At 59.0% G+C, this 15,090-nt stretch carries 15 protein-coding genes and 1 tRNA gene; 7 read left to right on the top strand and 9 right to left on the bottom strand.

Annotated elements, in window-relative coordinates; translation table 11 throughout:
* Positions 1-81 precede the first annotated feature (81 nt).
* Entirely contained in the window at positions 82-1,323 is a 1,242-nt protein-coding gene (locus FW756_RS05265; protein WP_446429109.1) for a PucR family transcriptional regulator, read from the top strand.
* Here FW756_RS05265 and thiL read toward each other — a convergent pair.
* Positions 1,320-2,357 (bottom strand): thiamine-phosphate kinase, encoded by a 1,038-nt coding sequence (gene thiL, locus FW756_RS05270; protein WP_446429217.1) that lies wholly within the window; start codon positions 2,355-2,357, stop codon positions 1,320-1,322. The two genes, FW756_RS05265 and thiL, sit on opposite strands and share 4 nt — an antisense overlap.
* Positions 2,358-2,423: 66 nt before the next feature.
* On the opposite strand from thiL, the gene FW756_RS05275 reads away from it, so the two are divergent.
* Positions 2,424-2,930: a DUF3515 family protein gene (locus FW756_RS05275; RefSeq protein ID WP_446429110.1), complete on the top strand. Its 507-nt coding sequence runs from the start codon at positions 2,424-2,426 to the stop codon at positions 2,928-2,930.
* Positions 2,931-3,001: 71 nt separating this feature from the next.
* Here the strand turns inward: FW756_RS05275 and FW756_RS05280 are convergent, their stop codons facing one another.
* The 7 genes from FW756_RS05280 to FW756_RS05310 form a co-directional block, all read right to left on the bottom strand.
* The gene (locus FW756_RS05280) at positions 3,002-4,111 is read right to left on the bottom strand and encodes a D-alanine--D-alanine ligase family protein (protein ID WP_446429111.1); all 1,110 of its coding nucleotides are present in this window, start codon (positions 4,109-4,111) and stop codon (positions 3,002-3,004) included.
* Positions 4,111-5,214, bottom strand: a complete 1,104-nt coding sequence (locus FW756_RS05285) for an NAD(P)H-dependent glycerol-3-phosphate dehydrogenase (RefSeq protein WP_446429112.1) — start codon at positions 5,212-5,214, stop codon at positions 4,111-4,113. Before FW756_RS05285 ends, FW756_RS05280 begins: the two co-directional genes overlap by 1 nt.
* Positions 5,211-5,987, bottom strand: coding sequence for a lysophospholipid acyltransferase family protein (locus FW756_RS05290; protein WP_446429113.1), 777 nt, complete (start codon positions 5,985-5,987; stop codon positions 5,211-5,213). Before FW756_RS05290 ends, FW756_RS05285 begins: the two co-directional genes overlap by 4 nt.
* Positions 5,988-6,094: 107 nt before the next feature.
* Positions 6,095-7,417: a UDP-N-acetylglucosamine 1-carboxyvinyltransferase gene (gene murA / locus FW756_RS05295; RefSeq protein WP_446429218.1), complete on the bottom strand. Its 1,323-nt coding sequence runs from the start codon at positions 7,415-7,417 to the stop codon at positions 6,095-6,097.
* An 80-nt stretch (positions 7,418-7,497) separates the two neighbouring features.
* A complete protein-coding gene (gene leuD / locus FW756_RS05300; protein ID WP_446429114.1) occupies positions 7,498-8,103 on the bottom strand; it encodes a 3-isopropylmalate dehydratase small subunit in 606 nt (201 codons plus the stop codon).
* Positions 8,104-8,106: 3 nt separating this feature from the next.
* Positions 8,107-9,585 carry a 3-isopropylmalate dehydratase large subunit gene (leuC, locus tag FW756_RS05305; protein WP_446429115.1) on the bottom strand — a complete coding sequence of 493 codons (1,479 nt, stop codon included), beginning with the start codon at positions 9,583-9,585 and terminating at the stop codon, positions 8,107-8,109.
* A 212-nt stretch (positions 9,586-9,797) separates the two neighbouring features.
* Positions 9,798-10,829: a TerC/Alx family metal homeostasis membrane protein gene (locus tag FW756_RS05310; RefSeq protein ID WP_446429116.1), complete on the bottom strand. Its 1,032-nt coding sequence runs from the start codon at positions 10,827-10,829 to the stop codon at positions 9,798-9,800.
* A gap of 222 nt (positions 10,830-11,051) precedes the next feature.
* Between FW756_RS05310 and FW756_RS05315 the strand changes: the two genes are divergently transcribed.
* Both FW756_RS05315 and FW756_RS05320 read left to right on the top strand, forming a co-directional pair.
* Positions 11,052-11,810, top strand: coding sequence for a TIGR00645 family protein (locus FW756_RS05315; protein ID WP_446429117.1), 759 nt, complete (start codon positions 11,052-11,054; stop codon positions 11,808-11,810).
* Between the two features lie 83 nt (positions 11,811-11,893).
* A tRNA-Leu gene (locus FW756_RS05320) sits at positions 11,894-11,978 on the top strand.
* A gap of 82 nt (positions 11,979-12,060) precedes the next feature.
* On the opposite strand, the gene FW756_RS05325 is transcribed toward FW756_RS05320, so the two are convergent.
* A complete protein-coding gene (locus tag FW756_RS05325; protein ID WP_446429118.1) occupies positions 12,061-12,750 on the bottom strand; it encodes a hypothetical protein in 690 nt (229 codons plus the stop codon).
* A gap of 68 nt (positions 12,751-12,818) precedes the next feature.
* Here FW756_RS05325 and FW756_RS05330 point away from each other — a divergent pair, with 68 nt between their 5' ends.
* From FW756_RS05330 to FW756_RS05340, 3 genes are all read left to right on the top strand, one after another.
* Positions 12,819-13,136, top strand: a complete 318-nt coding sequence (locus FW756_RS05330; RefSeq protein ID WP_446429119.1) for a putative quinol monooxygenase — start codon at positions 12,819-12,821, stop codon at positions 13,134-13,136.
* 215 nt (positions 13,137-13,351) lie between these two features.
* The gene (locus FW756_RS05335) at positions 13,352-13,600 is read left to right on the top strand and encodes a hypothetical protein (RefSeq protein WP_446429120.1); all 249 of its coding nucleotides are present in this window, start codon (positions 13,352-13,354) and stop codon (positions 13,598-13,600) included.
* A 258-nt stretch (positions 13,601-13,858) separates the two neighbouring features.
* Entirely contained in the window at positions 13,859-15,076 is a 1,218-nt protein-coding gene (locus tag FW756_RS05340) for a hypothetical protein (RefSeq protein WP_446429121.1), read from the top strand.
* The last annotated feature ends 14 nt before the right edge of the window (positions 15,077-15,090 follow it).

Genomic DNA, 15,090 nt, shown 5'->3' on the forward strand with positions numbered 1-15,090 from the left:
GCCACGCAGGGGTGCTCCCACGTAACTAGTCACCAGTGTATGCTTCCATTCCGATAATTCAGGGTGCCATAATGGAGATTGATGAACACAGCTTTCGCCAATCCGGCAAACACCCCCTCGGCTGATAGCCTGACCCACCAACCGTGGATCCCACTAGAGGATCTCCTGCATGACTACCAGCTCGGCCTCGTCGTCATTGCGGGCGGCGGCGGCGATGCCGGCGCGCGTCCGGTGCAATGGGTTCACCCGAGTGACCTCGTCGATCCAGCGCCGTTTCTCACCCCACGTACGGTGCTCCTCACGACCGGTGTGCAGTTCCCAGGCACACTCTCTCCCGGCACCGCAGAGACGTATGTCACCAGGCTCGTCGACGCTGGCGTTTCTGCCCTCGGCGTCGCGGTTGGTCTGCGCTGGGATCGCATCCCACCAACGCTCATTAGAGCGTGCGAGGAGCACCGTCTGCCGCTCGTGCGCGTACCGTATGACACTCCGTTTATCGCCATCTCGCGCGCAGCGACCCGCCTCATCGAAGCGGCAGTGCACGCACGAAGCATGGACCGCACTGACAACCTGTCCCGCGCCCAGCGATCCGCACCCCATATTGCTCGTGTCGAATCGGCGGTGCGATCAGCGGTGCTCAGACTTCTTACCGCTGGAGAGATCGAGCTGGCAACCTCGGTTGCTGCTGAACTCTTGCCGCCGCTCCCCCGCGGCCAAATCGTTGTGCTGAGTCTCGATGACCGCGCTGGCACGGCGCGTCCCGCTATCGACTCCGCCATTGACGGTGTGATTTCAGGCGATCTTGATCACCGTTCGCTGATCGTGTGTGAAACGTCGCGGCTCGCACCGATCCGCCGCCTGCTCGACCGCAATCAGGTCGCAGCTGGCGTATCTGAGCGCGGCAGGCACGACGATCTCACGACACTCATCGACCAGGCGGATCGAGCGCTTGAGAACGCTCAGTCACTCGGTGCGCCGAGCATCGTTGAGTATCGGCCGTCCATGCATTCCGGAGTACTGCAATTGCTCACCAAGAGCCGTGAAGCGCGGCGGCGCGCGCAGGGCCTGCTCGCTCCCATCACGGCGCACGATGAACGCCACACAGACACGATTCTCGTGAGTCTTGAGACCTGGCTTGCGCATAACGGACAGCTTTCGCCTGCTGCTGATGAGCTCGGCGTGCACCGACATACGCTTCGATCACGTATTCGCACGGCGGCGAGCCTGTTGCAGCGAGATATTGACTCTCCTGACACTCGTGCCGAAATCTGGACCGCGCTGCGCTTACTGCACACAAACCAGGATGGTGAGTCCGCCCGTTAGTGCGCCCCTGGAAGCACGACCCGGTAAGGATCCCAGCCGCCCGGCGACACCGGGTCCCCATCAAGCAGCACGCCTTCTGGAGCATCATCTGTTGGCTTCAACACGGGGGCCTGCCCAATCACCGTGCCAATCTGCACAAATCCGTCCGGAAGTACGCAGTCTGCAGGGAACGTCGCAAGCAGGCCGTGATCTTCGCCACCAAACAGCATGGCTGACACGTTCACGGGCTCACCGGCCTGCTCACCGAACCAGGCTTCGAGCCTGTCCCGCTCGAGACTCAATACCACTCCGCTTGCTGTCGCAAGGCGAGATGCATCGAGCGCAAGGCCATCAGAAACATCCATCATTGCGCTTGCCCCGGCCGCCGCTGCGAGCGGGCCGAGTGCGATCGGCGGCTCAGGCGCGAACTGCGCGGTGATCGCAGCAGGGTGCGCGGATCGCAGCTCCCCCAGCGTTCGCGAATGTGCAGTGCCGTCAGCCTCTGTCGCCTCGGAGAAGAGCTGTGCGAGTCCTTGACCGGCAAGGCCGAGCTGACCAGCGTAGGCCACGACATCTCCGACGCGGGCACCAGAGCGCAACACGGGCTCCCTTGAGCCTAGATCGCCGAGCGCGGTCACCGCAGCCATCAGTACCGGCGCGCGACCAAGGTCACCTCCCACGACACCACAGCCCGGCGCTAATTCAGCGCACGCGGCGGTGAGCCCCCGTGCCACCTCTTCGAGATAGCTCACCGGAATGTCGCGCGGAACAGCGAACGCAACAGTAAGTCCGGTCGGAACAGCGCCCATCGCAGCAACATCGGAAAGATTCGTAGCTGCGAGCTTCCATCCCAGTTCAAAACCGCTGTGCCACGCAAGACGAAAGTCAGGTCCCTCGATCATCGTGTCCGTCGTGACGACGGTCTCGCCGCCACGACGCATCACTGCGCAGTCGTCTCCCGGGCCGACCAGCGCCGAGGTTGCAGGAGCAAGGTTGCGAAGCACACGCTCAAGCACTCCCGCTTCACCGAGTTCCCCGACTGTCACGCTCTGTATGGCATTCACACACGTAACTGTAGCCTCTCGGGGTTTCCTCCAGCACAGCTCGCTAGAGTGAGGGATGTGTTTGATTCACTGATCCGCCGCCCGGGCGCGCTTGCTTCCATTGGACTTCTCGCGATTGCCGCGCCGCTCACCCTCAGTGGCTGTGCAGCCCCGGCACCGATGGAGGCAGCAGATGATGCAAACAACCCCGCGTGTGCCGAGGTGATCGTTCGCCTGCCAGAGACGGTCGCTGATCTCAAGAAGCGTGAGACCAACGCCCAGTCGACTGGCGCTTGGGGCAACCCGGCAGAAGTTGAACTGCGATGCGGGGTGGAGACGAGCGGCCCCACGACTGACATGTGCGTCAGCGTGAATGATGTCGACTGGATCATCGACGAATCGCAAGCGCCCCTCTACCGCTTTGAAGCGTACGGTCGTGAGCCTGGCCTCGAGGTCTTCGTCAACGGCGACGCGGTGAGCGGCACATCGGTGGTCACGGACCTCGCCGCTGTGGCGAAGCAGCTGCCCCAGGTTCGAGAGTGCACCGGCTACGCAGACAGCATGGCAATCTCGAAAGAGCAGTAGCCGCTACGAGACGCGATCAATACGAAAGGCCCCGAGGATCAATTCCTCGGGGCCTTTCGTCAGTGAGTTGCTTAGTACATCGGGCGCTTCTCGATCGCGAGCTCAACGAGCTCCGTGATGAGGTCGGTGTACCCGAGCCCTGATTCTGCCCACAGGCGCGGGTACATCGAGATGGGCGTGAAGCCGGGCAGGGTGTTGATCTCGTTGAGCACGGGTCCCTCCTCAGTGAGGAAGAAATCAATCCGTGAAAGACCCGCACACTGGCACACCTCAAACGCGAGCACCGCAGCGTCACGGATCGAAGCGAACTCGGCCTCAGTCACGTCCGCTGGCAATGCCAGCTCGATACCCGGCGCACCAAGGTACTTCGATTCAAAGTCATAGAAGTCACGGCCGGTGAAGACGATCTCGCCGATCACCGAGCTCGTGCGCGGGCGTGCATCGCCGCGGCCTTCAAGCACAGCGATTTCGACCTCGCGTCCGGTGACACCAGATTCCACAAGCACGGTACGGTCTTCTGCGAACGCGAGTTCGAGTGCCGCAGGGATCTGGCTCGGCTCCGTGACTCGGCTCACACCAACGCTTGACCCCGCGCGGGCAGGCTTCACGAAGAGCGGGTAGGTGAGCCCCTCGTCGATCCGCGCAACGAAAGCGGGGTCACGGTCAATCTGCTCACGAGTTACCGTACGCCACGGCGCGACGGCGATGCCAGCATCGGCAAGGACGGTCTTCACTGCGTGCTTGTCCATGCAGAGCGCCGAACCCAGCACGCCACTGCCGACGTACGGAAGACCAACGAGGTCAAGCATTCCCTGTACAGTGCCGTCTTCGCCGTACGGACCGTGGAGCATTGGCAGTACCGCATCAACGGTTCCAAGGCTGCGGATCGCGCCGCTCGCATCGATGACAGACATCTCGCGTGACTCGGTTGACGCGGGCCACAGCACGCGGGTTCCGTTCGCCTGCACCTCAGGGAGTGCGCCTGCTTCGAGGCGGTAGTCCGCAAGATCAGACTCGTGCATGAGCACGTTTGCACCCTGCTTCGTAATACCTACGAGGGTGACGTCGAACTGATCGCGGTCAATCGCACGGAGTACGCCTGCAGCAGTGACACAGCTGATGCCGTGCTCGCTCGAACGACCGCCAAACAGAATAACGACATTGCGCTTTTCAGTGCTCATCACTTGTTCCCCTTCAATCGGCTGATAAACCGCTTCCAGCGGCCTCCCGCATCAACCGAGAGCTTCAGCTCTGGCTGCGGGATATCGTCTTCGGTCGCGAGATGCGGACCAAGATTGTGTGGCTTCATCGTGCCTTCAAGCACCATCTTCACCTGCTGCACGATCGGCATAGTGATACCAAGCTCAGAGGCGACCTTCAGTACCGGATCAACTGAGGTGATGCCCTCAGCGGTCTGGTTCATCTGCGCTTTTGTCTCTTCAAGCGTAAAGCCCTGACCGATGAGTCTGCCAGCAGTGTTGTTGCGCGAGAGCGGCGACTGACAGGTGGCGATGAGATCGCCAAGACCAGCAAGCCCAGAAAGCGTGACGGGGTCAGCGCCCAACGCAACAGCGAACTCAGTCATCTCAGCGAGGCCACGCGTGATGATCGCCGCTTTCGTGTTTTCGCCATAGCCAACACCGTCAACGATGCCGATGGCGAGGGCGATAAGGTTCTTCAGCACACCGCCCAGCTCAGTGCCGGGAATGTCGGTGTTCACAAAGGTACGGAAGTACGGTGCAGCCGCAGCCGATGCGATCTCCTGCGCAATGGCAAGGTTCGCGCAGGAGGCGACAGCGCCCGTGGGCTGCTCCTTTGCGATCTCGAGCGCGATATTGGGGCCCGAGACCACACCGATCCGCCACGGATCGAGGTCGAGGGTGTCTTCAATGACCTCGGTCATACGCATGGTGGTCGAACGCTCAAGGCCTTTCACCAAGCTCACGAGCACACTGCGCGGATCAAGATATGGCTCAATGTCTTCGAGATTCTGACGCAGCGTCTGGCTGGGAACAGCGAGGAACACGATTTCTGCGCCGGTCAACACCTCTGCGAGGTCGTCGGAAGCCACCAAAGACTCAGGCAACGCAATATCAGGCAGGTACCTGCTATTGCGGTGCTCAATATTGATTTCTTCTGCAACCTCGGGTCGACGTGCCCAAATGCGCGTCTCTGAACCCGCGTCGCAGAGCACCTTTGCGAAAGTGGTGCCCCAGCTGCCGGCGCCGATCACAGCAACGCGACGGCCCTGCTTGCCAGTTGGCGTTCGCCCGGTGTCGATCAAAAGCGCCCCGTCTCTGTCTGCTGATGCTTACTTGGATCCCAACGTTCCGCGGGAGCCTTCTCACCGCGAAGCCCCTCGAGGAGCGCAGTGATCTCGTTCATCAGCATCATGGTTGCCTCGTTCACCGTCTTCTGGTCAAGTGGCTTACCAGCAAACTTGCTGAGATCGAGCGGCTCCCCCACTGACACGTGAATGGTCTTACGTGGGAACGGATGAATACGCTTTGCGTAGCGAGGCATGAGCTCTTGCGTGCCCCAGTGTGCGACTGGGATCAGTGGAATGCCCGACTCAAGGGCGAGGCGGATCGCCCCACCTTTGCCGCGCATGGGCCACAGGTCTGGGTCACGAGTCAACGTGCCCTCTGGGTACACGATGACGCCTGCACGCTGCTCAATGAGCTGGTTCGCGGCGCCCATGGGATTGTTCTTTGACTCAGCGGAGCGCGCTGACCCCTGTCGTTCAACAGGGATCTGACCGGACTTGCGCAGGAGCCAACCAAACACGGGGATCTTGAACAGGCTCGCCTTTGCCATGAAACGGGGAACGCGCCCAAGACGCCACGTCGCAACACCCATCGCAATCGGATCGATCTCGCTGTAATGGTTCGGGGCCAGAATAAACGGACCCTCAAGTGGGATCTTCGACTCGGGCGTGTACCGGTATCGAGTCATCAGCGCCCAGATGGGGAGTACCAGTCCCGCAAGGATCCAAAACACGGAAGGGCGTCGTTTTTCGGCAGAGGATCGTCCTCGCAGCTTCACCGTGTCAGTCATACTCCCAATTATCCCGGAAAAGCATGATGGCGCGTGCATGCACGCGCCATCATGGATGAATCTCGTCAGGTCAGAAGCACAGAACCTGCGCTTCTGACGCTCCGCTTTTAGCCTTCGAAGACGAAGTCCGCACCGAGCAAGCGAAGCTTCTCAATGAAGTTCTCGTAACCACGCGAGATGATGCCAAGGTTCGTGACCTTGGTCTGCCCCTCGGCGGTGAGACCTGCAATCAAGTAGCTAAAGCCACCACGCAGATCAGGAACCTCGATCTCTGCCCCGGTCAACGGGGTCGGCCCCGAAATTACCGCAGCCTGCTCGAACTCGCGACGCTTCACACGGCGGGCGTCGTCGTGCAGACCGTCCTTGAACACCTCAATGTTTGCGCCCATCTTGTTGAGCGCGTCAGTGAAGCCAAAGCGGTTCTCGTACACCGTCTCGTGAATCGTCGAGACGCCCTCGGCCTGTGTCAGCGCGACAACGAGCGGCTGCTGCCAGTCCGTCATGAAGCCAGGATGAACATCGGTTTCAATAGTCACGGGCTTCAGCTCGCCACCCGGGTGGAAGAAGCGAATACCGTCGTCGTGGATGTCGAAGTCGCCACCCACCTTGCGGAAGACGTTCAAGAAGGTCATCATCTCTTCTTGACGGGCGCCAGCGACGAACACGTCACCCTTTGTCGCAAGTGCGGCAGAAGCCCAGCTTGCTGCTTCGTTGCGATCAAACAGCGCACGGTGATCGTAGCCACGGAGCTCTTCAACGCCTTCAATGAAGATGACGCGGTTCGGCTCGACCGTAATGATCGCGCCCATCTTCTGCAGAATGCAGATGAGATCGGTGATCTCGGGCTCAATTGCGGCGTTGCGCAGCTCGGTCTGGCCCTTCGCAAGCACACTCGTGAGCAGCACCTGCTCAGTCGCACCCACCGATGGGTACGGCAGCTCGATGTTCGCGCCGTGGAGGCCGTTTGGTGCCGTCAGGCTGATGCCGCTAGGCAGCTTCTCGACAACCGCGCCGAACTTGCGGAGCGCGTCCAGGTGGAAGTCGATCGGGCGATCGCCGATACGGCAGCCACCGAGGTCAGGAATGAATGCCTCACCCAGTCGATGCAGCAGCGGCCCACAGAACAGGATGGGAATACGCGAGGAACCCGCGTGGGCATCAATGTCTGCGTGGTGTGCGATCTCAACGTTTGAGGGGTCGAAACGCCACTCGCCAGGCTCTTCGCCGCGGGTGACGAGCACACCGTGGAGCGCGAGCAAGCCCGCAACGACACGAATGTCAGAGACATTCGGTACGTTGCGAAGCACACTCGGGGTCTTACCGAGAAGCGCTGCAACCATCGCCTTTGGGGCAAGGTTCTTTGCGCCACGCACCTCGATACGGCCCATGAGCGGACGACCACCATTAATGATGATCTCGTCAGAGGTCAGGCCGACTCGAGCGCCCGCCTTTTGGGCGTCCTTCTTGAGTCCAGAAGCTTCGCTGTTATCGTCCTGATGCTCTAGCTGAGTCACGCGTTCTCCTTCACCGGAAGCGTCTGCGGCATCCAAACCGGTCGACGCTTCTCGAAAGCGGTAATGTCTGCCTCGTTACGCAGGGTCAAAGAAATGTCGTCAAGTCCCTCAAGCAGACGCCAGCGAGTGTAGCTGTCGATCTCGAAAGGAACCTGCAGATCGCCTGCGGTAACGGTCTGGTCTTCGAGGCTCACCGTGAGTTCAAGCCCGGGTGCAGCGTCCATTGCTGCCCACAGTCGCTCAACGTCAGCCTCAGAAACCTGCGCGGCAAGCAAACCCTGTTTGCCTGAGTTGCCACGGAAGATGTCTGCAAAGCGTGAAGAAATCACTACCTTGAATCCGAAATCGCGGAGCGCCCACACGGCGTGCTCACGTGACGAACCTGTTCCAAAATCTGGACCTGCGACCAGGATCTGCGAGTTCTTGTACGCATCCTGGTTCAGCACGAAATCGGCATCCTCGCGCCAGCGCGCAAAGAGTGCGTCGTCGAAGCCGGTCTTCGTCACACGCTTCAGATATACCGCGGGAATGATCTGGTCAGTATCGACGTTCGAGCGCTTGAGCGGAGCTGCAACGCCTGAGAATGTTTCGAATTTCTCCATGATTTACGCCTCAACCTTCTGAGCTGCGTGGTCTACACCGTTGGCCAAGTCTGACTGGAGGTCCCAGGGGCTCGAGAGCGTGCCGCGGATCGCAGTCGCTGCTGCAACCAGCGGTGACACCAGGTGCGTACGTCCGCCATTGCCCTGGCGTCCCTCGAAGTTACGGTTCGAGGTCGAAGCGCAACGCTCGCCCGGAGCCAACTGGTCAGGGTTCATACCGAGACACATTGAGCAGCCAGCGAAGCGCCATTCGCCACCGAAGTCCTTGACGATCTTGTCAATGCCCTCAGCTTCAGCCTCAAGGCGCACCCGTGCAGAACCGGGAACCACCATGAGGCGGATCCCCTCAGCCTTCTGCTTGCCCTCGATCAAACGCGCGAATTCACGCAGGTCGTCAAGACGAGCATTGGTGCACGAACCCATGAAGACCGCGTCGACCTTGATGTCTTTCATCTCCATACCTGGCTCAAGCGCCATGTACTCGATCGCACGCTCAGCTGCGGCGCGCTCGTTCGGATCCGCGATCTCTGCGGGAACAGGCACACGGTCGCTCAGTGCAACACCCTGACCAGGGTTCGTACCCCAGGTCACGAATGGCTCAAGCTTGTTCGCGTCGATGAAAATCTCTTTATCAAAGACGGCACCCTCATCAGTGGGCAGCGACTTCCAGTACTCAACAGCTTCGTCCCACGCAGCACCCTCGGGAGCGTGCGGGCGGCCCTTGACGTATTCAAAGGTGGTCTCATCAGGTGCGACCATGCCAGCGCGAGCGCCAGCCTCAATCGACATGTTGCACATGGTCATGCGACCGTCCATTGACAGTGCGCGGATCGCGGAGCCGCGGTACTCGAGAACGTAACCCTGGCCACCGCCGGTGCCGATCTGAGCGATCACTGCGAGGATGATGTCCTTTGCGGTGACACCGGGGCGCAGGTCACCATCAACGTTGATCGCCATTGTCTTGAACGGCTTGAGCGGGAGCGTCTGCGTCGCCATGACGTGCTCAACCTCGCTGGTGCCGATGCCAAAGGCCAACGCACCAAATGCGCCGTGAGTCGAGGTGTGGCTATCACCACACACCACGGTGATTCCGGGCATCGACAGGCCGAGCTGTGGGCCGACAACGTGCACGATGCCCTGCTCCTTGTCGCCGAGCGGGTGTGCACGCACACCGAACTCTGCAACGTTCTTGCGAAGGGTTTCGATCTGCACGCGGCTCGTCGGCTCTTCAATCTCACGCGTGATGTTCAGCGTGGGAGTGTTGTGGTCTTCAGTCGCGATCATGAGATCAACTCGACGCAACGGGCGGTCTGCCATGCGAAGGCCATCAAACGCCTGCGGGCTCGTCACCTCGTGGATGAGGTGGAGATCAATGTAAATCAGGTCAGGATCGCCGTTTTCACCCTTGACGACGACGTGATCGTCCCACAGCTTCTCTGCCAGGGTGCGGGGCTTCGTCGAAACGTTGCTCTGCTCAGTCATGTTTGCTTCTCTTCATTCTCTGCATGCGCGAAAATTCATCACCCGCGCTTGAAACCGGTCATCACGAAGACTCCGCGGCGGGCGACCGATATGGGCTATTCCCCGCCGCGGCAAACAAGAAGCTGTTGCCACGAACGCATGTCGGGAGTCTAGCACTCAGGGCGCCCTACCGATTGGTAAGGCGCCCTGAAATGGCGGAACTCTCGGAGAAATTACTTCTCTGAATCGTCCTGCGGAAGCTCGGCAGCACCCAGGTGCAGACGCTCGCCCGTTGCAGCCGCGGTGCGCTTCATCTTCACAATGCTGAAGATGGTTGCGACCGCCATAGCGAGAACAATAAAGCCGAGCGACATGCCAGTCGTGATGTCAGGCACATGCACCGGCTCACCACCATTGATGAACGAAAGTTCGTTCTCATGGAGTGCGTGCAGCACGAGCTTGACACCAATGAACGCGAGGATCGCAGCAATGCCGTACTTCAGGTATTCGAGCTTCTCGAGCAGACCGCCAAGCAGGAAGTAGAGCTGACGCAGGCCCATGAGCGCGAACACGTTTGCAGTGAACACAATGAATGGGCTCTGGGTGATGCCAAAGATCGCAGGGATCGAATCGAGGGCAAAGAGCACGTCAGTGCTGCCAAGCGCAATGTAGACGAGCAGCATTGGCGTAATGAGCTTCTTGCCATCGATCTTGGTAACCATTCGGCCGCCGTCGAACTCCTCAGAGTAGGGCAGGAATCGCTTCGCAAGACGGACCATCATGCCGTCCTTGACCGGCGCATCGTCGTCATGCTTTACCTGCTGGATCGCGGTCCAAATCAGCCACGCACCGAAGATAAAGAAGACCCAGATGTAGCGCTCAATAACGGCTGCACCCGCGATGATGAGGATGCCGCGGAAGATCAGCGCAAGCACAATTCCAACCATGAGCGCACGTTGCTGGTACGCGGTCGGCACCTTGAAACTCGCAAGGATCATCACGAAGACAAAGAGGTTATCGATCGAGAGGCTGTACTCCGTCAGCCAGCCTGCGAGGAACTCAGTGCCATGCTGCACATCGCCGAGCACAAAGATCGCTCCCGCAAAGACAAGTGCGAGCAGCACGTAGAAGCCAACCCAGAGGCTTGCTTCACGCATCGAAGGCACGTGGGGTCGCTTGATGATCATCAGCAGGTCGACGACAAGGATCGTCACGAGGACGACCATTGAGCCAACCTCAAACCAGAATGGAAGAACCGAGTTCACTCAGACTCCTGTTTCAGTAGGCCACGTTTTAGGCGCGGCGGATTCTGAAAGTCTCTTCCCAAACTCACAAGTGAGCTTGCTCCATGCCGGCAACGCCACGGAGCGCTACGTATTGACGACAGTGAAGAAGTGGAATACTCCCCTTCGCGTGCATAAGTGTAGCGCCTTGACATCTGTGCTGCGTTAACATTTAACAACTTACCCACGACCGAAAGGCCGACCGTGTCCCGTTCTAGCCAACCCCACATTGAGCGCACCGCAGCGAAGGGACCGAGCGCTGCCTCCCGAACGCTCGCTGGCTTCATCTTCGCAAGCCGCTGGCTCCAGGCGCCTCTCTACCTCGGCCTGATCATTGCTCAGGCCGTATACGTCGTACTGTTCTTCGTTGAGCTGTGGCACCTGTTCGAGAACGTGTTCATCACGGGCAAGATTGATGAAACGGATGTCATGCTGAGTGTGCTCGCGCTCATTGACATTGTCATGATCGCAAACTTGCTCATCATGGTCATCATTGGCGGCTATGAAACCTTCGTGTCGAAGATCCGCGTCAACGGTCACCACGATGAGCCCGACTGGCTCTCGCATGTCAACGCCAACCTTCTCAAGGTCAAGCTTGCGATCTCGATCATCTCGATCTCGTCGATCCACTTGCTGAAGACCTTCATCGAGGTTGGGCGCATGCAGAAGGGGCTCGTCCACGACAGCGCAGGACGTGTCATCTACTCGACTGATGGCGTCATGTGGGAAGTCATCATCCACATCGCGTTCATCGTCTCGGCGCTCGCGCTCGCATGGATCGATCGCATGAGCCAGCAGGGCCACAAGGATGATGCGCCCGCAGCAGCCCCAATCACGCCGGTCGTGATTGCGCCGGTCGCGGCGCATGGTGCGAGCACGAGCGCGGATCCCGCAGGCTACGTCACCGTACGCCTCCCAGCAGGTGCACAGCTGCCTGACGGCGCAGAGGTCATCGACCGATAAACCGTTCACGTCGAACACGCGGAAGTGAAGTTCACGTCTGTCAGCAAAATCCACTAGTCTAAAACGGTGCTCACGAGCACAATGCGCGAGTGGCGGAATTGGCAGACGCGCTAGATTTAGGTTCTAGTGTCTTCGGGCGTGTGGGTTCAAGTCCCACCTTGCGCACCACGTTATAAGCAAAGGGAAGTAGCTTTTTGAAGCTACTTCCCTTTGTCGTTGTTGCAGCTGAAAGTGCAGCTAAACTCAAGCCTCAGCGTGGCCCCGAAATGTCGCCTTTATTCAGGTTCATCCACCATTGATAGAGCGCATTCTCTTCAAGGTGAATTTGCTGGTAGAGCTCCCTCACCCGTCGATCCAGAGAAAGCCGCAAATACTGCTCGTCTCGCAGAATGAGAGCGATTCCAGATTCAACCGTGCGATAGTAGCCCTGATCCTCAGGCTCGGTGCGTGAACGCATATCGGCGAGGTAAGCCTCCAGTACACGAATGTACGACCCATCAGCCTGACGCGCTGCCGCTTTGAGGCGACTCTGGGAGATGAACTCTCGAATTGTTTCGGTGAGGGTGTTTGCAAATTGGGCGGTGTCAGCAAGCCTGTTGTTCGGCGCGCCAAAGAACACACGCTCAAATTCTTCGCTCAGCCTTTCGGCCCGGCCGGTGAAGCAACGCATTGCATCGGTCGGTTTCTTACTGATCTCAACGGTGTAAGCCTCCCCCAGATCGAGAACGCTTTCTTGACGAACATACCGAGGCTTCGGGGTCCCGTACTCTCCAATCGCCCAGGATTGAAGGACGCTTCTAATGCCTGGACCGTCATCGATCTGCAGCATCTGAAGATCGAGGTTGGAGTACCAGTCAGACATGAGCTCGAAAGCGACACGATCATCATGGAAGATATGGACCACGATTCTTTCGGGACCAGCTGCTTGCACAGGAGACATAGATTAAAGCCTATGTTCTATTTCACGAACCGTTCAATCATCGAGCGCTGTGAGAAGCTAGGCCAAGCATGTTGAAAGTAATTGCCCAAGACTTTATTCATCATGACGCCATCGAGATCGTCATGCCCCTCTATCGAGAACTTATTGAGCGTACTCGGCAGGAACCACTCAATATCTCTTATGAGTTCCTCGTCGATAAGGAAGATCCGGGTCACTTTATTTTCGTTGAGGAATGGCCTGACCGTGCTGCGCTCGATCTGCACTGTGAGACGGAACACTTCCGTCGATTAGTGCCGCTCATTGATGCTCACCAAAGAAGCGCGAACACCTACATCCAGATGCAGCCGGCTTTCCCAGACAGCCCACACCTACTCGCTCAGGGTTGACCACGCTGCGTCTGGCGCACCTGGCCAGGTAGACGCGTTCAATCGCGCAGGCTTGATCGCGTTGGGAGTCTTCGTGTTGGGAATCGGTGCGGCCGCAATCTGGTGGTTCTTACTTCGCTGAGCAACACCGCGCCACATCGGCACGGCAGGACGTGATGTGAATCAGCGCTGCACGTTTCTTCCGTTCATGACTCTTCGAGCAATACGGTGTGTGCATGGAAGATTTCGTCCCCACGTCGCTGTTCTGGTTCACACTCGCGCTCATTAACGCCGGGCTCGCTGAGCAAAAGGGACGTTCTCGATTGAACTGGTTCCTCATCAGCTTGTTCATCGGCCCGGTTGCCACGTTGCTAGTTGTGGTCTGGGATCGCCCGGCACCAACCAACGGTTCATTTACCGAAAGTCTCGCGAGACACCGCGCGGCGAGAGAACTGAGCAACGACCAGAACCGGTCATCTCAGTGAGACAGCGATGCTGATCAATGTCGACTCACTCTCGACCTGCTTCAAGCATTGGGGGCGGCTTACCGACCACGTTGGTGCCCCAGCAGCCCGAAGTCGCTCGGAAGACCAACACGCGTGCACATGAGTTGAGTTCCAGGTGGCTGTTTTCTCCCGTCGCGGGCGACACTTTTCTCCAAAAAACAGTCGCTTCAAGCCTCAAATACTCGTAGTGTGATGACAGGTAGTCCTAATGAAACACGAAGGGCAGAGTGAGGGTTCATGAAGACCAGGTCAAAGGTACATGCGAAAGCTGTGGGGGCTGGCCTCGCTGCTGTTCTCCTCGCCACGTTGGGACTTTTTGGGGCGGGTACAGCCGCTAGCGCCGCACCCGACGAGATCGTCGTTGATCAAGAGTTCGTCTTCGACGGCGTAGAGGGCGCAAGTCTCGACCCACGGGGCAGCCGGTTTGCCCAGCCGTTCATTCCTCAGAAGTCAGGCGCGCTCGATTCAATCACGCTTGAGGTGTGGACCGTGGGCGAGTACGAACTCAGCAGCGTCAGCATCCACACCATCACTGAAGATGACGAGATTTCCGCGGATCCGATTCCGGGCGGCTCTGGCACAGTGTCTATCGCGACCTGGCCGAATAACCCAGACGTCGCAACAGCAACCGCGAAGTTCAGCGCACGACCACAGCTCTCTTCTACACAGCGGTATGTCTTCATCGTCGATCCGCGCCCTGCGAGTGACCCGACAAATGATGGTGGAAGCTTCCCGATGGAGTTTGGAGGGGGCGCAGACTACGCGCTCATGGTCGCGCAAGGCGATACCTGGGGCACATTCTGGATCACAGGACACATCTACTTCTCCATCAGGTACGCCTCGCCAGCCCCGCTCGTAGAACTCGTGCCTGAGGCTCCGACTGTCACCCCGGGGGCGACGTGCGGTACACCTGGCATCGTGAACATTCCCGAACAGGAACATGTGCGATACGAACAGGTTGGTGACAGCGACGAAGTCACTGTCACGGCGTTCCCGCATGACGGCTACGCGTTCACCAATGATGCAGTTCGCGAGTGGAAGCTGAACGTTGCAGCGACGCCGTGCCCACCGGAACTCACAACGGTTACTCCAAGTGCGCCGACACTAACGAAAGCGACGTGTGATGCTCCTGGCAAGGTCTCGGCCCCCGAAGTAGCTGGAGTCAACTACGACGTCAGTGGATCGCTTGCAAGCACACGCGTCGTTGCGACTCCTCAGGACGGTTTTGCATTTCCCGTAAAGGCGCAGTCACAGTGGGTCTACGATTTGAGCGCCCTCAAATGTGGTCCGACTCCGCCGACAGACAATCAGAAGCCACAACCGGTGAAGCCGCTTGCCCACACCGGTGCTGAGTCGTCGACAATCGGTGTGACCGCAGGAGTGGCGCTCGCGAGTGTTGGGCTGCTCTCGATCGTGCTTGTGGTGATCCGCCGCAATCTCACCGCGACCAAATAGCAACGCCGAATGCT

Source organism: Leucobacter sp. 1207-22 (assembly GCF_052850455.1).